At 38.9% G+C, this 22367-nt stretch carries 17 protein-coding genes; 1 reads left to right on the forward strand and 16 read right to left on the reverse strand.

Annotated elements, in window-relative coordinates:
- Positions 1–9: 9 nt before the first annotated feature.
- The 8 genes from pnpS to F7732_RS09020 form a co-directional block, all read right to left on the reverse strand.
- A complete protein-coding gene (pnpS, locus tag F7732_RS08985; RefSeq protein WP_151573520.1) occupies positions 10–1782 on the reverse strand; it encodes a two-component system histidine kinase PnpS in 1773 nt (590 codons plus the stop codon).
- Positions 1779–2495, reverse strand: coding sequence for a response regulator transcription factor (locus tag F7732_RS08990; RefSeq protein WP_066443046.1), 717 nt, complete (start codon positions 2493–2495; stop codon positions 1779–1781). Before F7732_RS08990 ends, pnpS begins: the two co-directional genes overlap by 4 nt.
- A 510-nt stretch (positions 2496–3005) precedes the next feature.
- Positions 3006–3896: an AraC family transcriptional regulator gene (locus tag F7732_RS08995; RefSeq protein WP_151573521.1), complete on the reverse strand. Its 891-nt coding sequence runs from the start codon at positions 3894–3896 to the stop codon at positions 3006–3008.
- A gap of 244 nt (positions 3897–4140) precedes the next feature.
- Positions 4141–4617: a MaoC/PaaZ C-terminal domain-containing protein gene (locus tag F7732_RS09000; protein ID WP_151573522.1), complete on the reverse strand. Its 477-nt coding sequence runs from the start codon at positions 4615–4617 to the stop codon at positions 4141–4143.
- A 268-nt stretch (positions 4618–4885) separates the two neighbouring features.
- Positions 4886–5824 carry a malate dehydrogenase gene (gene mdh, locus F7732_RS09005; RefSeq protein WP_151573523.1) on the reverse strand — a complete coding sequence of 313 codons (939 nt, stop codon included), beginning with the start codon at positions 5822–5824 and terminating at the stop codon, positions 4886–4888.
- Between the two features lie 92 nt (positions 5825–5916).
- Complete coding sequence (gene icd / locus F7732_RS09010) at positions 5917–7185, reverse strand: NADP-dependent isocitrate dehydrogenase (RefSeq protein WP_151573524.1); 1269 nt, start codon at positions 7183–7185, stop codon at positions 5917–5919.
- Between the two features lie 173 nt (positions 7186–7358).
- Complete coding sequence (citZ, locus tag F7732_RS09015; RefSeq protein ID WP_151573525.1) at positions 7359–8477, reverse strand: citrate synthase; 1119 nt, start codon at positions 8475–8477, stop codon at positions 7359–7361.
- A gap of 459 nt (positions 8478–8936) precedes the next feature.
- Complete coding sequence (locus F7732_RS09020) at positions 8937–9398, reverse strand: DUF441 domain-containing protein (protein WP_151573526.1); 462 nt, start codon at positions 9396–9398, stop codon at positions 8937–8939.
- A 231-nt stretch (positions 9399–9629) separates the two neighbouring features.
- Here F7732_RS09020 and ytvI point away from each other — a divergent pair, with 231 nt between their 5' ends.
- Positions 9630–10745: a sporulation integral membrane protein YtvI gene (ytvI, locus tag F7732_RS09025; protein ID WP_151573527.1), complete on the forward strand. Its 1116-nt coding sequence runs from the start codon at positions 9630–9632 to the stop codon at positions 10743–10745.
- 47 nt (positions 10746–10792) lie between these two features.
- Here ytvI and F7732_RS09030 read toward each other — a convergent pair whose 3' ends face one another.
- The 8 genes from F7732_RS09030 to dnaE all read right to left on the reverse strand — a co-directional run bounded on the left by F7732_RS09030 (position 10793) and on the right by dnaE (position 22211).
- Positions 10793–11182, reverse strand: coding sequence for an FxsA family protein (locus F7732_RS09030; RefSeq protein WP_151573528.1), 390 nt, complete (start codon positions 11180–11182; stop codon positions 10793–10795).
- Between the two features lie 254 nt (positions 11183–11436).
- Complete coding sequence (pyk, locus tag F7732_RS09035) at positions 11437–13197, reverse strand: pyruvate kinase (RefSeq protein WP_151573529.1); 1761 nt, start codon at positions 13195–13197, stop codon at positions 11437–11439.
- Between the two features lie 29 nt (positions 13198–13226).
- Positions 13227–14186 (reverse strand): 6-phosphofructokinase, encoded by a 960-nt coding sequence (pfkA, locus tag F7732_RS09040; protein WP_066443036.1) that lies wholly within the window; start codon positions 14184–14186, stop codon positions 13227–13229.
- Positions 14187–14671: 485 nt separating this feature from the next.
- Positions 14672–15649, reverse strand: coding sequence for an acetyl-CoA carboxylase carboxyl transferase subunit alpha (accA, locus tag F7732_RS09045; RefSeq protein WP_151573530.1), 978 nt, complete (start codon positions 15647–15649; stop codon positions 14672–14674).
- The gene (gene accD / locus F7732_RS09050; RefSeq protein WP_151573531.1) at positions 15643–16512 is read right to left on the reverse strand and encodes an acetyl-CoA carboxylase, carboxyltransferase subunit beta; all 870 of its coding nucleotides are present in this window, start codon (positions 16510–16512) and stop codon (positions 15643–15645) included. Before accD ends, accA begins: the two co-directional genes overlap by 7 nt.
- Before the next feature lie 270 nt (positions 16513–16782).
- Positions 16783–17343: a FadR/GntR family transcriptional regulator gene (locus F7732_RS09055; RefSeq protein WP_151573695.1), complete on the reverse strand. Its 561-nt coding sequence runs from the start codon at positions 17341–17343 to the stop codon at positions 16783–16785.
- A gap of 69 nt (positions 17344–17412) precedes the next feature.
- Positions 17413–18651, reverse strand: a complete 1239-nt coding sequence (ystJ, locus tag F7732_RS09060) for an NADP-dependent malic enzyme (RefSeq protein ID WP_151573532.1) — start codon at positions 18649–18651, stop codon at positions 17413–17415.
- A gap of 194 nt (positions 18652–18845) precedes the next feature.
- A complete protein-coding gene (dnaE, locus tag F7732_RS09065; RefSeq protein ID WP_151573533.1) occupies positions 18846–22211 on the reverse strand; it encodes a DNA polymerase III subunit alpha in 3366 nt (1121 codons plus the stop codon).
- Between the last annotated feature and the right edge of the window lie 156 nt (positions 22212–22367).

The raw sequence follows: 22367 nt of genomic DNA on the forward strand, positions 1-22367 counted from the left end.
TTTCCAGATCTATCGCACGTGGTCTTCAACTTTCCCTTTTGGAAGTTCAATATGAAATGCTGTGCCTTCACCTACATTACTTTCAACAGAGATTTTCCCCTTATGAGCTTCCACAATATGCTTTACAATCGCAAGACCTAATCCGGTTCCGCCTGAATTTCTGCTTCTTGCTTTATCAACTCGATAAAAACGCTCAAAAATCCGCGGAATTTCCTCTTGATCAATTCCAATACCTGTATCCTGAACCTTAATATGTACTTTTTTTGGCCCATCTGATACCGACAAAGAAACTCTTCCGCCTTGGGGTGTATAGGAAATAGCATTTGATAATAAATTGATGATTACCTGTTTGAGCCTAGCTGGATCTCCCTCCATTAAGACGGCTGATTCCTGCCTCTCAAAGAAAAGAGAGATATCCTTTTCTTCCAATTTTCCATGCATAATAGCCAAAACTTCTTTCATCATCACTTGAATATCGAATATTTCTTTAGACAAACTAAAGCCCTGCTGCTCAATCTTTGATAAATCCAGCAGGTCCTGAATAAGGGATTGCAAACGATCGCTTTCCTGCAAAATGATTTTTAAGAAGTCGGTTAATGCCTGCTTATCTTCCATTGCACCGTCCAGCAAAGTCTCTGAAAACCCTTTGATAGATGTAATAGGAGTTTTCAGTTCATGCGAAACATTTGCAACAAAGTCTTTCCTCATTTGCTCGAGTTTCTTTAACTCTGTAATATCATGAAATACAAGCAAGACGCCTTTCCAGACATTATTCGTACCAATAATAGGCACTCCTGAAACATCGAAATGCTTTCTTTCAATCCCAACAGGAATCAGAAGCTGTTTGCGCACTTTATGTTCGGTCATAAATACTTCTTCAACCATGGATGTTAACTCATTATTATCCATCACATCATAATACAGCTTATGTAAGTAAAAGGAAGATTTCACTTCGAAAATCTCTTTATAAGATCTGTTAATTAAATTGATATAGCCTTTGCTATCAATAAGAACGAGCCCGCTGCCCATGTTTTCGATTAATGTCTCAATTCGATCTTGCTGAATCTCTTGAGATTTCACCATTTCCTGCAGATTTCTAGCTAAAATATTTATAGAATTACTTAACATACTTGTCTCATTCAGTGGATCTTCATATGTTCTTGCCCTATAATTCCCTTTTGCCAGTTCAATGGCTACTTTTGTAGCTGACTCGATCGGCTGTGTATAATTAGACGTTATACGAGTTACAAGGAGAATAATGATAAAGAGCGCCGCTCCAAGACTAATGGTCAATGTCCACCAGATTTGCCTATAAGCATCTTGTACTTGTGTGATCGCTGTGCTTAAAATAATGTAACCATCAGGATCTTCACTAGAACCTATGGGCCGCCAATAATAATTCAAGTCAAAACCGCCTTGAATCTCCAGGAAATCTTCTGAGCTATAGACTCCATTTGTTATTTCCTCAACAATGGCTTCATGCCTGCTTACATTGTTTTTATCATGGCTCTCAATTACAATACTCCCATTAACATTCGCAATTGTAATCTGAACATTTAATGCATCTGCCATTTCTTTTACTTTTCCGCCGCTAAGTCCGTTGACACCGCCTTGGTCATCGACATAATTCTTTACTAGATCACTCTCATTTTGCAGGCGTTCATCAAAGGACTGTAAAGAATTTGTTTTAAAAAGCTGCCCTAATAAAATACCCAGAAAAATTAATACAGCGATAATTAAGGTAATAAGGGCAAACAAAAGCCTCGATCTGAAATTTATCATTCTTTCTTAGGTTCCTCCAGTTTATATCCTAGTCCGCGAATCGTTTTAATATAAACAGGCTTTTTCGTATCATGTTCAATTTTTTCTCGCAAATGGCTGATGTGAACATCGACAATGCGTGTATCCCCTGCAAAGTCATAGTTCCAAACTGCACTTAAAAGCTGATCTCTTGTTAACACCCTGCCTTTATGCCTGCCTAGATAAAGCAGAAGTTCAAATTCCTTTGGTGTTAATTCTAAAAGCTCTTCATCTGCAAAAGCTTCGTATCGATCCGGATAAATTTTCAGCTCTGCAATTTGAATATAATCCTGAGATTCTGCTTGGCTTACATCATATTCTGGCTGCGTTTGTATTCTGCGCAAAATAGCTTTTACACGCGCAACAACCTCACGGGGACTAAATGGCTTCGTCATATAATCATCAGCGCCCAATTCAAGTCCTAGTACTTTATCAAATTCATCATCCTTTGCCGTCAGCATTAAAATAGGCACTTCTATCTTTTGCTGTCTAAGCTGTTTGCATACTTCAATTCCATCCATTTTCGGAAGCATTAAATCGAGAACAATTAAGTCGGGTTTTTCTGAAATAGCAAGTTCCATCCCCAGTTCTCCATCCTCTGCAGTTAAAACATCATATCCAGCTTGCTGTAGATTATATTGCAGCAAAGTAACAATAGATTGTTCATCATCGACGACAAGTACTTTTTTATTCATGAAAAGCCTCCGATATTTTTATTCCCCCAAAAGCATCACCGGCTAAACGGCAATGCGGCCCCCAACTACCTAAATCTATTATAATATAAACACTTCTTTACAATGCAACCCTTTCAGAAGAATATCTGTTAATGTAAGCATTTTCATTATAAAAGATAAGGCTTATAAGTGTCGGTCTAATAGGAACTTTGTTCAGTCAGGCAGAGAAAATTAATTTTTTTAACATAAAGTACTTTAGAAAATATGTGGCAAATATGGAGGGTAGGAACAAAATATTGAACTCTAACGATAACTCAATACAACAGGCAATTTTGTCATTCACTAAAAAGAAAGAATAAGGTTATTATTAGAACACTTGCATGCACAGGGAGGAAGGCTTGCGCTTCCAGACAGTTCCTCGAAGTTTCCCTCTGAAATCAATTGAACTTACTTCCTCCCGAGCCATGCATTTTGGCGTTATATGATCCAATCGAACACTATATGTTTTATGTTTATAGAACCTCTATCTACTTAAAAGCTTTCTGCCTTTTTCACAGGAATATAAATATCCATTTCTTTGTCTTCAGTACCATAGCATCGTTCATCATAGAACTCGAATTCAATCGTTCCATTATGCTCATATCCTGATTTCGGAAACCATTCTGTGAAGATATAATTCCAGGTGGACTGAATAGATGCAGTGAACATTTCCTCATTTGCTTTCGGTGTTGTAAACACTGCATATTCCTGCCCAGGAAAACTTCTGTATACTAATCCCTCAGGTGCAATAGTTCCCTCAGCTACTTCCATTCCGATGATGTAAACAAACTCACCTGAAGTAGAATTAAAATCTGTACAAATTCCATATTCTTCGTTATGGTGCAAAGGATTAGGAATCGCAGCTCCTAATTTATTTTTCATATACTGCTGCCAAAATTCTGGAATATCTTGATTATTTTGACCATCCTGATTCTTCGTTTTAAGTTCGTAGCCAATGATGTGAAAAGCTGGTTTCGTAAGTAGTTTTGGTTTCATTTCTAGTCCTCCTATTAAAGGGTTTTTATTTAGGCAGGCTTTTCCTCTTAACGGACCGGACATTTTCTTTGCACCCCTATATTGCTTTGGTGAAACCCCATAGAACTTTTTAAATGCCCGATTAAATGATTCATGATATTGAAACCCAACGCTGATCGCAATTTCTATCACTTTTTCATTTGTATAAAATAATCTTTCCGCTGCGGTTGTCAGCCTTCTCTTTCTGACATATTCCATCACAGATTCTCCAATCATGGCCTGAAAAACACGATGATAATGAAAAGGAGAAAAACAAGCAATCTCAGCCAGCTGCTCCAACGATATGTGTTCATGAATATGATTTTCAATATAATCCAGTGTTAATTGGATAGAGTTTATATAGTCCATTTCCGTCACCTGCCTACTACCACTATAACAGCAAACAAACGTTTGTTCTTAACTTTTCTTGCTAAAAAACTGTTTTTGCAAACTATTCTGTTTCTTGATTTTAACTTTCCCTGAAGAGGAAACTGGGCCCTGCTCCATATTGATAATAAAAAACCAACAATAAAAAAACCGAAAGATTAGAAGGGGTCTTCTAATCTTTCGGCTCATTTCTTAAGTCTCAATATTCCTTAATAACTTTAGTAAATTAAAAGTTATCAAGTGCATTTCCATCCATCTGCTGGATCCGATGAGGCGGACATACAACTAGTTCTCCTCGAATGACAACTTCATTTTCTTCATTTGTTCCTATTACACTCAGTTGGATGGTATGTTCAGTGGTGTTTACCGCTGTTACTTCAAATAAAAAAGTAACAGAAGCATAGTGATAGACAGGCTTAACATAATCAAGGTCCTGCTTTAAAATGTGGCTGCCCGGGCCGGGAAGGTACTTGGAAACAGCTGAAGTAATCATGCCATTTAACATGATACTTGGCACAATAGGTTTCTTATACGGAGTTTGTGAAGCATAATCATGCTGAATATATAAAGGGTTGGCATCATTTGTTAATCCTAGATATAACAACAGATCTTTATCCTCAATTACTTCTGTTAAGGTTAATTTTTCGCCTTTTGATATCTCTTCAATCTTTCTTCCTATCTTTCTTTTTTTCCCTAAAAGCATGCAAACACCTCCACAAATATGTAAGCGGTTTCATTTTTGAACAAAATAAAAGACTTCTTTAGCATATTAAAATCAACTGTTGACTTATTATTCTGTCATTTCATATTATCATAAATCATCAGGATAAGCAAAATGAATATGAAAAGGTGAACCTTATCTCTTTTTTGTTATTTATCAATAGAAACAATTAAAAAGGATTGAAGGAATTGTACAGCTAGTCACAATTCTTTCAACCCTTTTATGTTGTCAAATCCGATCAGTTCTCTTTTTAAACAAGAATCTCTAAGACGCTCTTAACAGAATGAACAGATTGATTCAATGCTGCTTTCTCGTTTTCTTCTAAATCAAGCTCAATAATCTTTTCAATCCCGTTAGCACCTAAAATTGTCGGAACACCGAGATAAATACCCTCATATCCGTATTCACCCTCCAGGTAGGCAATTGCCGGAAGTACACGGCGCTGGTCTTTTATAATGGCTTCACACATTTCAACTAAGGCAGCTGCTGGGGCATAATATGCACTGCCGTTTCCTAGCAGGTTAACGATTTCACCGCCGCCTTTGCGAGTCCGTTCAACAATTGCCTCTAAGCGTTCTGCTGGTATTAATGTTTCCAGCGGAATACCACCTGCATATGAATAACGGACAAGCGGAACCATGTCATCACCATGGCCTCCTAATACGAATCCAGTAATATCTTTTACAGAAAGATTCAATTCCTGCGCTACAAATGTTCGGAAACGTGCAGTATCTAATACCCCTGATTGTCCAATCACACGATTTTTAGGAAAGCCAGACTCCTTAAATACCGTATATGTCATAGCATCAACAGGATTTGTTAAGACGATAATATAGGAATTAGGAGAATATTTGACGATCTCCTGTGTTACACTTTTCATTACCTTTTGGTTTGTCTGTACTAAATCATCACGGCTCATGCCAGGCTTACGTGCAATTCCAGCAGTGATCACGACAATATCTGAATCCTTCGTGTCCTCATAATTGGATGTACCGATAATATTTGCATCAAACCCCTGTACCGGACTTGCTTCAAGCATATCAAGCGCTTTCCCTTTTGTGGGATTTTCATTTTGAGGCATATCAACCAGCACGACATCTCCAAGCTCTTTTTGAGCAAGCAGAAAGGCTGTTGTTGTGCCAGTAAATCCGCCGCCGATAACAGATATTTTTTTTCGTCTCATTGTCATGAAATATTCCTCCTACACATGATGAATATATTCGGTTTAAACAAAAGGCTGTTCTATTCGAACAGCCTTCGCAAAAGAGTTATTGAATAGGATTAACCCATATTTTTAATTAATTCATCTCCGAATTCAGAGCATTTTACTTCTGTTGCTCCATCCATTAAACGGGCAAAATCATATGTTACAACTTTAGATGCAATTGTTGTTTCGACTGATTTCAGGATTAAGCTTGCTGCTTCACTCCATCCTAAATGCTCAAGCAATAGTACACCTGATAGAATCACAGATGATGGATTTACTTTATCAAGACCAGCATACTTAGGTGCTGTTCCATGTGTTGCTTCGAAAATTGCATGGCCAGTTTCGTAGTTAATGTTAGCGCCAGGTGCAATTCCGATTCCTCCAACTTGTGCTGCCAAAGCATCAGAAATGTAATCACCATTCAGATTCATTGTTGCCACAACGTCAAATTCACTTGGACGTGTAAGGATTTGCTGTAAGAAGATATCAGCAATAGAATCTTTAACAATGATTTTGCCAGCTGCTTCAGCATCAGCTTGTGCTTTGTTTGCAGCATCTGCACCTTTTTCATCTTTAATGCGGTCATACTCTGCCCAAGTGAATACTTTTTCTCCGTATTCTCTTTCTGCAAGCTCATAACCCCAGTTTTTAAATGCGCCTTCTGTAAACTTCATAATGTTGCCTTTATGTACAAGTGTTACAGATTTGCGTCCTTCTTTGATTGCATATTCAATTGCAGCACGTACTAAACGAGAAGTACCTTCTTCTGATACTGGTTTAATGCCAATTCCTGAAGTTTCAGGGAAACGGATTTTATTAACACCCAGCTCGTCTTGAAGGAAAGAAATAAGCTTTTTCACTTCGTCAGAACCTTTTGCATATTCAATTCCAGCATAAATGTCTTCCGTATTTTCGCGGAAAATCACCATATCTGTGTCTTCTGGACGTTTTACTGGAGAAGGTACTCCTTCGAACCAGCGTACAGGGCGTAAACAAACAAACAAGTCAAGCTCTTGACGGAGTGCAACATTAAGAGACCGAATTCCTCCGCCGATTGGAGTTGTTAATGGACCTTTGATCGCAATTAAATACTCATTAATCGTATCTAATGTTTCAGATGGAAGCCACTCACCTGTTTGGTTAAATGCTTTTTCACCAGCAAGAACTTCTTTCCATACAATCTTGCGCTCATTGTTATACGCCTTCTCAACAGCAGCGTCTAAAACCCTCGATGCTGATGCCCAAATATCAGGACCAATCCCATCTCCTTCAATAAAAGGAACGATTGGATTATTTGGTACATTTAATACCCCATTGCTTACTGTAATTTTTTCACCTTGCATGTTCATTTCTCCCTTCCTTTTCACATCGCGTTTTCATGCCAAAATAATAAAGCGGAAAGGTCAGAAAGCAGGTCTGCCTCTAACCTTTAGCTCTCTTCAATCTAACACAGCAATTATACACAGAAAAGTAAAATGCTGTACATGATTTAGATAAGTGTAACAGCAGCTGGAAATTAGCCTCTGTTTTCAACAGGTACGTATTTTTGCATGCCTGGTCCTGTGTATTCAGCACGAGGACGGATCAAACGGTTATTTTCATATTGTTCTAGAATATGAGCTAACCAGCCAGAAACGCGGCTTACAGCAAAAATTGGTGTAAATAAATCATGATCAATGCCTAAGCTATGATAAACAGACGCAGAATAGAAATCAACATTCGGAGGCAGGTTTTTCTCTCCTGTTACAATGCCTTCAATTTGTGTAGACATTTCATACCAATGAGGTTCTCCTGTAAGTTCTGTTAATCTTTTAGACATTTCTCTCAGATGTTTTGCGCGCGGATCACCCTGACGGTATACACGGTGCCCAAAGCCCATAATTTTTTCTTTGTTCTCAAGTTTCTCACGAATATACGGGTCGACGTTATCAAGTGTTTCAATCTCAGATAACATCTTCATAACCGCTTCGTTAGCTCCGCCGTGCAGAGGTCCTTTAAGTGCTCCAATGGCTGCCGTTACACCAGAATAGACATCTGATAATGTAGCAACGCATACACGGGCAGTAAACGTAGACGCATTCAACTCATGGTCTGCGTGGAGCACTAGAGCTTTATTAAACGCTTCAATCGCAATATCTTTTGGCTCTTCGCCAGTCAGCATATAAAGGAAATTGGCAGCAAAACCTAAATCTTTCTTCGGCGCCACTGGCTCTAACCCTTTACGAATACGAGAAAAACTCGTAACAATTGCCGGCATTTTCGCTTGAAGACGAACAGCTTTTCGATAGTTTGCTTCCTCATCCATTAAATCTGCTTCTTCATCATATAAAGAAAGCAGTGAAACGGCAGAACGCAAAGCAGCCATTGGATGAACTTTATTGATTGGATACATTTTAAAGTGCTGCAGAACCTCATCAGGCAGTTCAGCATTTTCAGCAAGCAGAGATTTAAATTCCTCTAATTGCGCCTTAGTTGGAAGACTGCGGTGCCATAACAAATAAATAACTTCCTCAAAGCTTGCATTCTCCGCCAAATCATCAATATCATAGCCTACATACGTTAGTGTATCGTCTATGATTGAGCTTATAGATGACTGTGTTGCAACGATTCCTTCAAGTCCGCGTGTTACTGTCATATAAAACATCTCCTTTACGTAATAAAATTTCCCCTTACCCTTTGCACGCATAAGCGTTTACAAACATCTTGCTGAATACTCTCGAATGAATTTTCAGATAAATCTAAGCTTTAATGCCGGCACAAACAGTCATTTTGCAGACTATTTTGGATATATAACCTATTATTGCTGTCGGCTAAATGATTAGGAGGTTATGTATAGATCCTTTACAGATCCCCCTAGATAAGTAAAATTTTTATATCCTTGACCGGACTGAGCGCTTGCTCGAGAATATACAATAAAAAAAGAAAATGCTTACATTTCTTTTTGACACAAAAAAATAGTTATTTACTATTTTAATAGAGAATATGATGAATAACAAATAGTTTGCGCTTACAAGTCCTATTATAAACAATTATCTGACTTTTGTGAATGAAAACAACTTAAATTAATAAAATAAATTGTTTTATAAGAAAAATGTTATTTGATTAAATCAATTATTTTCATCAGTAAATATGCTATTCCTGCACCAATTAATGGACCGACAGCCACTGCTTTAAATATGGAGACAGCAAGGATGGTCCCTAATACTAAAGCGACTGTAATTTGCGGATCCTCAGCCAAGAGAGTTACTCCGCCTTTTGCAATAAGAGCGACCAAAATCCCAGATATGAGTGCAACCCAGGCATAAGGTGATTTAAATGCATCTCCTAAATCACGCAGCCCAATATCACCGCTCGCAATGGGAGCTAAAACAGCAATGGTAATAATAGTGACGCCCCAGTTAATTCCTTTTGATTGTATAAAGGAAAACAGATGACTCCCACCGCCAACAGCCTTTAAAATCAGCAGCACAAATACAGCGAGCATCAATGATTGGTTTTTAGCTATTATACTTATTCCCAATAATAACAATAAGAAAACAAGAGATTGCGAAATCATTATTTATTCCACCTTACACAAATTATCGTAACATAGTTATATGACCACTCATGCTAATACCTGGTAATAGAATAACATGTTCTTCTACCCAGTCAAAGATGATCCTGAAATCGACCCTCTCAGTTTTAAAAAGCAATAACTTTATCCATCATTTTTAAAGGTAATTATGGTTTGATCGTCGTATATAATCATAACACCTTTTTTCAGAATAAAGAGCAGGGGGGCCATTGATTGAACAGTATTTATCTAAACCGAACACTGAGGTTTTTCTTCGTCATAGCTATTATTATATTAAGCCTACTTTCTTTATACTACATATCAAAAATTACATATCCTTTTATCATCGCGCTGGCAATTGCCTTTTTCATTAATCCTGTTGTGAATTTTCTTGAAAGTAAAGGACGCATGCCCAGACTTCTGGCAGTATTAGTTGCGTTAACCCTTATTTTTGCCATTTTCGCCGGCTTGATTACACTGCTTGTGGCTGAAATCGTCTCAGGAGCTGATTATTTATCTAGGGTAGTACCTGCACATTTAGATACACTAATTACACATATCGAACTCTTCTTTGCAGGACAAATCATTCCGCTATATAACCAACTAACCAGCATTTTCAATAATTTAGAAACCGGACAGCAGGACACAATCATGACGAATATTGAAAATGTAGGCCGTAATTTCGGCAGTACACTAGGTACATTTATTCAGTCCTTTTTCGAAAAAATCCCAAATATATTATCATGGTTTCCGAATGCTGCAACCGTCATCATCTTTTCATTACTCGCAACTTTTTTTATTAGCAAAGACTGGTACCGTCTGTCAGGGACGGTTGGAAAACTTCTTCCTTCAAGGGCAAAATCAAGCAGCAGAACCGTTGTTGCTGATCTAAAAAAAGCTTTATTTGGTTTTATTAAAGCGCAGGCAACACTTGTTTCCTTCACAACCGTCATCATCTTAATCGGCCTGTTGATTTTACGAATCGATTATGCAATTACAATCGCGCTCATTACAGGGATTGTTGATATTATTCCCTATCTGGGAACAGGTTTAATTTTTGTGCCTTGGATTATTTTTGAAGCTATTTCCGGTGATATGGGGATGGCGATTGGTCTTGGGATTTTGTATCTTATCGTAATTGTACAGCGGCAGATCATGGAGCCGAAAGTCCTTTCCTCAAGCATTGGTCTCGATCCGCTGGCAACACTTATCTCTCTTTTTGTTGGCTTCAAACTAATTGGATTTCTGGGGCTCATTGCGGGTCCGGTCACACTTGTAATCATTTCAACTCTACATCGCGCCAACGTCTTTCGTGACATTTGGTCTTTTATAAAAGGGACAGAAAAGTAAGTAAGTGATCAAAAAGACAAAAGAGCACTGAAAAGTGCTCTTTTTTGTTACGTAATAATTTTGATATTACGTTTATTAACTCGTTTTGTAATAGCTTTAAACAGTCTCCCTTTAATTAGGGAACGTGTTGGGGGCAATAACAGAACCAGTCCTAGAATGTCTGTAAAAAAGCCTGGCAGCAATAATAAAATAGCTCCTACAAAGATACAGACTCCATCCATGATCGTATCTCCTGGCATTTCTCCGTATTGCATCTGCCTTTGTGCTTTCCTAAACGTTTCAAGTCCTTGTTTGCGCGCATAATATCCGCCTAAAAGTGCCGTGAGAAAAATAAGAAGTAGTGTTGGACCAATTCCAATTATATTGCCTGAAAGCATAATTGCTGTAATCTCTAATACCGGTATGATGATCAATATGGTCAAAAGGATGTAGCGCATAATGCCACCTCACTGTTATTTATTCTTACTAACATTGTATCAGAAATTAAAAGAACCTCAGAGTAAAAAGATTATTGGCTATTTTACGCTACAACCTAAATTCTATTCACCATACAAAAATACGATTATAAAATCAACAAAAAACCCGGCAATAAAGCAGAAAACGGAGGATACTCTGCTTATTGTCCGGGTTTTTATATGCTGAATGCTGAAATACAGTGTGCAGTCCAGCCTGTTAAATTGCCTACTATTTATTACAGGACGCTTGCATGGCCATTGTAAATAATACCGCGGCGTGCATCAACAGTAATCTCTTGTCCATCTTTGATCAACTTCATTGCGTCTTCCACGCCAACAATGACAGGAACCCCAACATTTAAGCCAACTACAGCCGCATGACTTGTAAGTCCGCCTTCTTGTGTAATAAGGGCACTGCATTTTTCAATCGCCGGCACCATTTCACGATCCGTACCAATCGTAACAAGAATAGAACCTTCTGTTACTTTCTCTAATGCTTCTTTTGCTGTACGGGCAATAACTGCTTTCCCATAAGCCGTCTTTCTGCCAATCCCTTGAGCTCTGGCAATGACATCTCCAACAACATGAATTTTCATCAGGTTCGTTGTACCAGCTTCTCCAACTGGAACACCTGCAGTAATAACAACTAGGTCACCAGATGATACAATCCCGCTGTTTAAGCTTTCTTGTACTGCAACATCTAACATTTCGTCAGTAGAAGTTGATTTTGGTCCAACTTGAGTATGAACTCCCCAAACTAATGCCAAGCGGCGGGAAACAAACTCATTGGATGTTACAGCTACGATTGGAGATTTAGGTCTATATTTTGAAATCATTCGAGCGGTGTGACCACTTTCAGTAGCTGTAATGATTGCACTTACTTCTAAATCTAATGCAGTATGTGCAACAGATTGTCCAATCGCATCTGTAATGTTATGTTCAGTGCTCTTACTGCGCTTCGATAAAATGTCTTTATGGTTAAGTGCAGATTCAGCACGAGCAGCAATATTGTGCATTGTTTGTACAGCTTCAACCGGATATGTTCCTGCAGCCGTTTCACCTGAAAGCATGATAGCATCTGTACCATCAAAGATTGCATTGGCTACGTCACTTGCTTCCGCTCTTGTTGGACGTGGGTTGCGCTGCATAGAATCAAGCATTTGTGTTGCTGTAATAACTGGCTTACCTTGAATATTACATTTTTTGATTAAGCTCTTTTGAACTAAAGGAACCTCTTCAGCCGGGATTTCTACTCCAAGATCTCCTCTGGCAACCATTAATCCATCAGAAACATCAAGGATTTCATCGATGTTATCGACACCTTCCTGGTTTTCGATTTTAGGGATAATGTTAATATAAGACGCTCCGTTATCTTCAAGAAGCTGACGAATTTCCAAAACATCCGATGCTCTGCGAACAAATGATGCAGCAACGAAGTCTACTTTTTGCTCAATTCCAAAAAGAATATCATTTGCATCCTTTTCAGTTATTCCAGGAAGCTTTACTGATACACCCGGAACATTTACACCTTTTTTATTTTTCAATGTACCGCTGTTTAAGATTTTCGTATGAATTTCACTTGTTGCTTTATCAATTTTTGTTACTTCAAGACCGATCAGGCCGTCATCTAATAAAATTTTCGAACCAACATGGATATCATCAATAAGACCTTCATATGTAACAGAAAACTTATCTTCAGTTCCTTCAACTTCAGTCATGGAAACAATGATATCATTTCCAGCTACAAGCTCAATCGCACCATTTTGCATGTTGTTTGTACGAATTTCAGGACCTTTTGTATCTAATAAAATAGCAACAGTCTTCCCAGTCTTTTCAGCTGCCTCGCGAATATTTTTAATCCGCGCGCCATGCTCCTCATAATCACCGTGTGAGAAGTTAAGTCTTGCTACATTCATACCGGCTTCAATCAGTTGTGTAAGTTTTTCAATGCTTTCACTGGCAGGACCAATTGTACATACAATTTTAGTTTTACGCATTTTTCTTCCTCCAATATCTCTTTTATATTTTATATGGATAATTCTTGAGATAACTTATATAGATCGGTATCAATCTCATGCTTCATATTAAAAACCTCTTCGAAATGAGTATCAACAACATTGTTGTTTTGAACTCCAACTGCTCGTCCGCCTTTACCCTCTAAAAGAAGCTCAACTGCACGTGCTCCTAAACGGCTTGCTAATACACGATCGAATGCTGTAGGTGATCCTCCGCGCTGGATGTGGCCAAGCACTGATACACGCGTATCAAAGTCGGTAACTTCTTTTACTTGCTTAGCAAATTCAACACCGCTGCAGACACCTTCTGCAACCACAATAATACTATGTTTCTTTCCACGCTCATGACCTTTTATTAGACGTGTCTTAATTTCCTGAATATCATACCCTACTTCAGGAATTAAGATCGTTTCTGCACCGCCTGCAAGCCCTGCCCATAGAGCAATATCACCAGCATCTCGGCCCATAACTTCAATAATAAATGTTCTTTCATGTGAAGTTGCTGTGTCTCTAATCTTATCAATAGCATCAATAACAGTGTTTAATGCAGTATCAAAACCAATTGTATATTGAGTGCCATTAATATCGTTATCAATTGTTCCAGGAACGCCAGCACATGGGAAACCTTGTTCAGTCAATGCTTTCGCACCGCGATACGAACCATCTCCGCCAATTACGACAAGCCCATCAATGCCGTGTTTCTTTAACTGTTCGATTCCCTTTTGCTGTCCTTCTTTTGTTTTAAACTCCTCGCATCTTGCTGAATAAAGCATTGTGCCGCCTCTATGTATAATATCGCCTACTGATCCTAATTCAAGCTTTTTAATATTGCCGCTGATCAGACCGGCATATCCGCCGTAGACCCCATAAATCTCAACATTATGAAAAATTGCTTTACGCACGACTGCACGAACCGCGGCGTTCATGCCAGGAGAGTCTCCCCCACTCGTTAAAACACCAATTCTCTTCATGTTCTTCTCACCTCATATTTAGAATTATGAACACTTTAAGTCCATATTTGCTAATAATGTAAATTCTTCATATTCTTTACATAATTACACACTTCATTTATTCTATATTAATCAATATTTCTAAAATACCATGAAGAACAGCCTATCTCAACTCAAACAAAAAATAATCACTAAAGACGGAATAATCCGTGAAATGAAAACGCTTATTTGTACAAAATTAAGACACAATTAGAAAACCTGCATATACAAAGTCTTGCATTCCCTCGGTTGTAAAAGAGAAGAAACCCGACTGCAATCTTCACATAGCTTAATCATACAAACTTGCTGCCACGTCAATTTGCAGAAAAAGCATTCAGATTTTCAGCTGCAACTCCTATTCTAAACGAGATTGCTCAAAGTACCAAATCAGCTGTACTGCCGTTCTCATGCTATTATTTATAACTTTATAAGCTCAATTAAAAACAAAAAACGTGCGTAAGCACGTTTTATTTTACCCCAATGTAATCATTTAAAAACGAATATTTGCCAATCTGTTTATACTTCCCATAGCGCTGATCAACTAAACCTTCTTCTGTTAAAGAAAGAAGCTCTTTTAATGAAGATATTAGAATTTCTCCTATTGCAATTGCCTGCTGCTTGATATCTTTATGTGCCCCGCCTTTAACTTCAGGAATAATTTCATCAATAATGCCAAGTTCCTTTAAGTCTGGAGCTGTAATTTTCATGGATTCTGCTGCCTTTTTGGCTTGCGTTGAATCTTTCCATAGAATCGCTGCAGCACCTTCAGGTGAGATAACAGAATAGGTTGAGTTCTCAAGCATATGAATGTGATTCCCAACTCCTAATGCAAGAGCACCGCCGCTTCCTCCTTCACCAATCACAATGCAAATAACAGGGACAGTTAAGCTGGCCATTTCAAACAAATTGCGGGCAATCGCTTCACTTTGCCCACGTTCTTCAGCAGCTTTTCCTGGATAGGCACCTTTTGTATCAATAAAACAAATAATAGGGCGATTAAACTTTTCAGCCTGCTTCATTAAGCGCATTGCTTTACGATACCCTTCAGGATGAGGCATTCCAAAGTTTCTGCGGATATTTTCCTTTGTGTCCTTGCCGCGCTGATGTCCAATGACGGTCACCGGCAGTCCTTTAAACCTTGCGATTCCGCCAACAATAGCCTCATCATCACCGAATACACGATCTCCGTGACATTCAAAAAAACCTTCAAACAACTCAGAAATATAATCTAAAGTGGTTGGTCTTTGCGGATGACGGGCTATTTGTACCCGATCCCATGGCTTCATGTGTTCATAGATATCTTCTTCCAGCCTGGCAAGACGATGCTCCAGTTTTGTTATTTCTGCTGATAGATCAACATCTGCTGTTTTAGTAAATTCCTTTAACTCGGCAATTTTCTTTTTTAACTCAACAACCGGTTTTTCGAATTCTAATTCTCCTACCACTCTAAATCACCTCCTGGCTGATGAATGGATAAAATATTTGAAAGCTGATCTTTCAGCTCGCTCCGATGAATCACTGCATCCAATTGACCATGCTTCAGTAAAAACTCAGATGTTTGGAAATCCTCTGGAAGATCTTCACGAATGGTTTGTTCAATAATTCTTCTGCCTGCAAATCCAATTAATGCACCAGGTTCTGCAAAATTATAATCTCCAAGTGAAGCGAAGCTCGCAGAAACTCCGCCCGTAGTCGGATGTGTCATAATGGAAATGATTAACCCGCCATGGTCACTGAACCTTTTCAGTGCAACACTTGTTTTGGCCATTTGCATAAGACTTAGTACTCCCTCTTGCATTCGGGCACCGCCGGACGCCGTAAAGATTACAAATGGGACAGATAGTTCATCAGCCTTTTCAATGGCACGCGTAATTTTTTCACCGACAACTGACCCCATACTTCCCATGCGGAAGGTAGAATCCATCACGGCAACAACAAGGGACTGGTCGTCTACTGTCCCGATTCCAGTAACAACAGCTTCATTGATATTTGTTTTTTGTCTATCTTTTTCCAGTTTTTCTAAATAACCTGGAAAGTTTAATGGATTCTCAGAAACCATATCTTCATTGATTTCTTCAAAGCTTCCATGATCAAGAAAACTTTCCAGACGCTCAGAAGCATTCATGGAAAGATGAAAATCACAATTTAAACAAACCTTCAAATTTTTAACCAGTTCTTTTGAATACATGATCTTTTTACAATTTGGACATTTTGTCATAATGCCCTCGGGAACATCCTGCTTCGCTGCTTCCGATGGTATTGTTGCATATTTAATCTTTTTGGTTTTCGTAAAGATCTCTTTAAACAAGATGAAACCTCCCCGTTTGATAGTAATACAAAATTATAATTTCCCCACCCCACCAGTGGTCTGACCACCAATGCATAAAAAGTTGCTGATTGCGAAAACCCAAAGGCGCAATCAGTCAGTTTTATTTAACATTCATTTCAAAAGTTCATTCATAGTTACTTCATAAAGATACCATTTAAATAAAAACATCGCTTTAGCGTCCATCATTTTACTCTTGTCCAACTACTATAAACGATTAAATTTAAAAATAGTGCTGAAATATGTCAGCTTTCATTCGACAAGCTTTCTTAGCATCTTATAAGCACCGCGGATTCTCATTTCTTCTTTTGTTTGCAGTTCTTCAATTAAATGAAGATAATCATGCTTTTGAAGCTCTTCAGCAGGGAAATCGAGCGAATTATAATAGTCTTTTAAAATTTCCCACATTCTTAAAAACAAATGATTATCTGCCAATAAGATGATTTTATAGAAAAATTCATCATCTGTAAAAGTCGTCTGCTCTGTCCAGTTTTTAAAAGCGAAGAGTTCATCTTGAGTCTTTTTTTGCATAATAAGCCATAAGCAGTCAAGTTCAATTAAAAATTTTGTTTCCTTAATATCCTTTTTAGCTTTTTCATCCTGAAGAATAAATGTACTGAGCACCTGTACAAGCTGATGACCTTTAAAGTCGCGTATAAAAGTGCCCTCTCCTCTTCTTGTTTCGATGAGACCAAGCAGTTCCAGCGCTCGAAAAGCTTCGCGAACAGAAGAACGCCCAACCTTCAGGCGTTCGGATAATTCACGTTCAGATGGCAATTTATCTCCAGGTTTTAAATTTTCTGCTGCAATCATTTCGCGAAGCTTCTTAACAATTACGACATATATTTTAGATCCGGTTTGAGCTGATAACACGTCAGTTCATCACTCGCTTTTTCCGATAACAGCTAATCTGATTGTTTTCTCTTTTACTTCTTCAGGATCTACTTTCAGTCGTGCTACCCCAGTTTCCATTGCTGCCTTGGCGACCGCAGCAGCTACAGCAGGCGCAACTCTCGAATCAAATGGCCCTGGTATAACATAATCAGCATGCAAATCTGATTCATCTATAAGACTAGCAATCGCCTCAACAGCAGCGACCTTCATTTTTTCATTAATATGAGTTGCACGCACATCAAGAGCACCGCGGAAAATGCCTGGAAAAGCAAGAACGTTATTGACTTGGTTCGGAAAGTCGGATCGTCCCGTACCTACAACCAGTGCCCCTGCTGCTTTTGCATCTTCTGGCATAATCTCAGGAATGGGGTTAGCCATCGCAAAAATGATTGGGTCTGCGTTCATTGTTTTCACCATGTCAGCTGTTAATGCACCAGCAGCTGAAACACCAATAAAGACATCTGCACCCGATATCACTTCTGCAAGACTGCCTGATTTCTTATCTCGGTTTGTATATTTAGCTACATCGTTTTTAATTTCATTCATACCTTGCGGACGGCCTTCATAAATGGCGCCCTTTGTATCGCACATAATGATTTCTCTTACGCCATAACTGTACAGCAGCTTAATAATCGCAATGCCTGCTGCACCCGCACCGTTTGCTACTACTTTAATTTCATTCATTTTCTTACCAGAGAGTTTTAATGCATTCACTAATCCTGCAACTGTCACAATGGCGGTTCCATGCTGATCATCATGAAAAATAGGAATATTGGTTTCCTTCTTAAGTCTTTCTTCTATATAAAAACAATTAGGAGCTGCAATATCTTCCAGGTTTACACCGCCAAAAGTAGGCTCAAGCAGTTTCACCGTTTCCACAATTTTATCAATATCCGTTGTATTTAAGCAAATAGGGAAAGCATCAACACCTGCAAAGCTCTTAAATAGGACCGCTTTGCCCTCCATTACTGGAAGTGCAGCTTCCGGACCAATATTTCCAAGGCCAAGCACTGCTGTTCCATCGGAAACAACTGCTACCATATTGCCTTTCATTGTATATTCATATACAGTTTCAGGCTTATCGTATATCTCTTTGCACGGCTCAGCAACACCAGGGGAATAAGCTAAGCTCAAGTCCTTGGCGTCCTTTACCTCTACTTTTGACTTTGATTCAAGTTTTCCCTTATTCACTCTATGCATATGCAGAGCTTCTTCTCTCAACGTCAAATTATCCACCCCTCTGTGTCCCAAAAAAGACGAATTAAATTAATCTATTTATAAAGTTCGTATGTTTTAGCTTGCAGACCTCAATATTGGAAGCAGTGCCTGTGTTTTACAGCAGATTCTTCTAGAAAGCATAGTGGTCTGACCAATGATCTTAACACCAACTACTATAACATATATGATCTTGATGTAAAGGGCTATCGCTTCAATATCACATTTTCACTGCCTAATAAACCTTTTAGCTTATCAATAAAAATTGAAGTGGGATGAATACAATCTTCTTCTCCAAGCTTGATCCTCTTGCCGCTGCTTTCATAATAGAGAATAACGGAAGCAGCTCCGGGATTTCCTCTAAACAATTCCTTAAGCTTTCGCAGCTGTTCATTTGTTTCCTGCTGCTCCGTAATCTTTAAATATAGGATAGGCTCTTTCGGCTTAAATGAAGCAATTGCCTGCTCTGGCGTCTGAATGGATTGAACAATGATCTGCTTCTTTCCATCTCTTTCTTCTGGCTTGCCTGATAAGAAGAGAATCCTGCCTTTGTTTAGAAGATGCGAATATTGATTAAGGACATTGGGAAAGATGACTCCTTCTACTTCACCACTCTGATCACTAATTGTGATAAACGCCATCGTATCGCCCTTTTTAGTGCGAATCTTGTTTAACTCTGCTAAAAATACGAATAACTTTACCTGACGGGCAGATGTATCCAATTCAGCGATGATATCCGTCCCCATCCTTTCCTGCTCATTTTCATAAACAGATATAGGGTGGTCAGACAAATACAGCCCCAGCACTTCTTTTTCAAATGCCAGCTTAGCTTCTGCAGTTAGTGGATCAACGATTGTATATTTAGGTTTCGGGAAAAATTCACCGTCAGAAAAGAAGTCAGCCTGCTCATCATTCGGGTTCACAAGTAATGCATGCTCCAATGCTGCATCAATGCTGGCAAGAAGGACGGCCCGATCTTCACCGAATTCATCAAAGCTTCCGGAATGGATCAGTGTTTCAATGATTTTCCTATTGGCTATTTTGTGAGATACGCGCATACAGAAATCAAATAAATCATGAAATTTCTGCTGTCCCCGCGCCTTGAAGATTTCCTTTAGTACATTTCCTCCTATTCCTTTAATAGCACCAAGGCTATAGCGGACAGAATGTTGTTCAACAGTAAATGTATACCAGCTTTTATTAATGGATGGAGGCAGCACAGTGAGTTTCAAGTCCTTTAATTCTCGAATATATTGAGAGATTTTCACCTCATTGCCTGCAGAAGATGAAAGCAGGGCTGCCATAAAATGGAGCGGGTAGTTTGCCTTTAGATAAGCTAGCTGATACGCAATTAAACTGTACGCAACCGCATGGCTCCTGTTAAATCCATAGTTAGCAAATTTCACAATTAAATCATATATATTGTGTGCCGTTTGCTCTGAATAGCCTTTTTTCAATGCGCCAGCAACAAAATGTGTCCGTTCTTGATCCAATACTTCCTTCTGTTTCTTACTCACTGCCCGTCTGAGCATATCTGCTTCCCCTAAAGTAAATCCAGCCATCATCGCAGCAATCTGCATAATCTGCTCCTGATACACGATGACACCATATGTGTTCTCAAGGATTGGCTTTAAGTCAGGATGGTAGTATGAAATCTCTTGTTTCCCATGCTTACGGTCAATAAAGAGAGGAATGTTTTCCATTGGACCTGGACGATAGAGGGCATTAACGGCGACAATATCTTCAAAGGAAGATGGACGCAAATTTTTCAGTACTCTTTGCATTCCTGCTGATTCAAACTGAAAAATTCCATTGGTTCTGCCGCTGCTCAGCAGTTGAAAAACATGTTCGTCATTTACAGGGATGGACTTAATATCTATTTTTTCTTTTGATTTTCTATTAATGGAGTTTACAATATTTTCAATAAGAGATAAGTTTCTTAATCCCAAAAAGTCCATTTTCAAGAGACCTATATTCTCTAAATATTCCATTGAGTATTGCGTCAGGTACACTTGATCATGCCCGGTCTGTATAGGGACAACAGAGACAAGCGGCATTTCGCTGATCACCACTCCAGCTGCGTGTGTAGATGTATGCCTCGGCAATCCTTCAAGTTTTAGTGCTGTTTCAAAAAGGCGTTTATGCAAGCTTGATTCTTCAGTAAATCTCCGCAGAGACTCTGATGAATTATATGCCTCTCTCAGTGTAATCCCCAGCTTGGAAGGAACTGACTTTGACAGCCTGTCCAGCTCCTTTGTATTTAAGCCAAAAGCTCTGCCAACATCCCGCAGTGCAGCTTTTGCTGCCATCGTTCCAAAGGTCACAATTTGGGCTACATGCATTTCGCCATACTTGTTGGCCACATATCGAATCACTTCATCCCGGCGATGGTCTGGAAAGTCAATATCGATATCAGGCATAGAAATTCTCTCAGGATTCAAGAAACGCTCGAACAGCAAACCGTGAGCGATCGGGTCCACATCTGTTATATAAAGAACATAAGCCACCATCGAACCGGCAGCTGACCCCCGGCCAGGCCCTGTTAAAATTTCGTGCTCTCGACAATATTTCATAAAATCATAGACAATTAAAAAATAATCGCTGTATTTCATTTTCTTTAGAATACTTAATTCATATGCCAGACGTTCCTTATGCACTTTTGTATCCTGCGGATAGCGTTCCTGATACCCTTGCCAGCATAATTTTTCTAATAATTGATCTGACGTCAAACCATCCGCCGCAGGATATTTTGGCAGATGTTCTCCATTCAGCTCAAGCATTACATTGCATTGCTCAGCGATTTTTAGTGTATTTTCCAACGCATCAGGATACATTGATAAAAGCCCGGTCATTTCCGCTGCAGATTTTAGATTGTATTCTTCGCCCTGCAGTCTCATTCTGTCTTCAGCTTGAATCTTTTCACCGTTCTTAATACAAGTCAGGCAGTCTTGCGCAAAAGCGTCTTCCTTCTGCAAATAATGCACCGCATTCGCAGCAGTTAGCTCAATCCCCGTTTCTGAACTGATTTGCACTAGCCCATTTCTCACTTTTTCTTCAGCTGATATTCCATGATCATGTAGCGATAAATAAAACTGCTGCTCATCGCAGAGATCCCGATAGAAAACGGCTGACTTTTTCGCTTCTTCGTATTCGTCATCAATCAAGTGCTGCTCAATTTTCCCTTCAAGACCTGGACTCAGCATAATTAAGCCTTGGTTATATGCCTTTAGCCATCTTGCAGGAATTCCACCTGGAGATTTTGTGCCAATCACACTCGAAATCTTCAGCAGATTTTGATAGCCTGTTTGATTTCTAGCCAGTAACACTAAAGGAAATGGCTCTGCCTGTTCAGATTCATCATCTACTACATCTGCTGTTAAACCTAAAATAGGCTTTATCTCATTTTTTAAGCATTCCTTATAAAAAGAGACAGCGCCATACATCACGTTTCTGTCTGTTAATGCAATCGCCTCAAAGCCAAGTTGTTTGGCTTGTTTAGCCAAGTCCTCCACTTTTGCTGTACTCATCAGCAAGCTATATGCACTATACACATGAAGGTGAATAAAAGACACTGTAATCACACCCTTATTTCTTCTATTCCTTTTATTATAGAACGGGAGATATAAAAAAGAAAATATGTTCTCTTTTTTAAATTCACCGTACCTAATGAGGAAGAATCCTAAGCAGCAAAGGAATCCGCTTTTAGCAGGAAGGGTGATGAAAGTTTG

This window comes from Bacillus mesophilum, from assembly GCF_008923265.1.
Taxonomy (GTDB): Bacteria; Bacillota; Bacilli; order Bacillales; family Cytobacillaceae; genus Cytobacillus; species Cytobacillus mesophilum.

Excerpts from the sequence above, each read along its gene's own strand:
- icd (WP_151573524.1), bottom strand. The coding sequence starts at position 7,185 with ATGCAAGGTGAAAAAATTACAGTAAGCAATGGGGTATTAAATGTACCA.
- mdh (WP_151573523.1), bottom strand. The coding sequence starts at position 5,824 with ATGACAATGAGACGAAAAAAAATATCTGTTATCGGCGGCGGATTTACT.
- pyk (WP_151573529.1), bottom strand. The coding sequence starts at position 13,197 with ATGCGTAAAACTAAAATTGTATGTACAATTGGTCCTGCCAGTGAAAGC.
- F7732_RS09055 (WP_151573695.1), bottom strand. The coding sequence starts at position 17,343 with ATGATTGCAGCAGAAAATTTAAAACCTGGAGATAAATTGCCATCTGAA.
- F7732_RS09000 (WP_151573522.1), bottom strand. The coding sequence starts at position 4,617 with ATGCTTTTAGGGAAAAAAAGAAAGATAGGAAGAAAGATTGAAGAGATA.
- pnpS (WP_151573520.1), bottom strand. The coding sequence starts at position 1,782 with ATGATAAATTTCAGATCGAGGCTTTTGTTTGCCCTTATTACCTTAATT.
- pfkA (WP_066443036.1), bottom strand. The coding sequence starts at position 14,186 with ATGAAGAGAATTGGTGTTTTAACGAGTGGGGGAGACTCTCCTGGCATG.
- citZ (WP_151573525.1), bottom strand. The coding sequence starts at position 8,477 with ATGACAGTAACACGCGGACTTGAAGGAATCGTTGCAACACAGTCATCT.
- F7732_RS08990 (WP_066443046.1), bottom strand. The coding sequence starts at position 2,495 with ATGAATAAAAAAGTACTTGTCGTCGATGATGAACAATCTATTGTTACT.
- F7732_RS08995 (WP_151573521.1), bottom strand. The coding sequence starts at position 3,896 with ATGGACTATATAAACTCTATCCAATTAACACTGGATTATATTGAAAAT.
- F7732_RS09020 (WP_151573526.1), bottom strand. The coding sequence starts at position 9,398 with ATGATTTCGCAATCTCTTGTTTTCTTATTGTTATTATTGGGAATAAGT.
- F7732_RS09030 (WP_151573528.1), bottom strand. The coding sequence starts at position 11,182 with ATGCGCTACATCCTTTTGACCATATTGATCATCATACCGGTATTAGAG.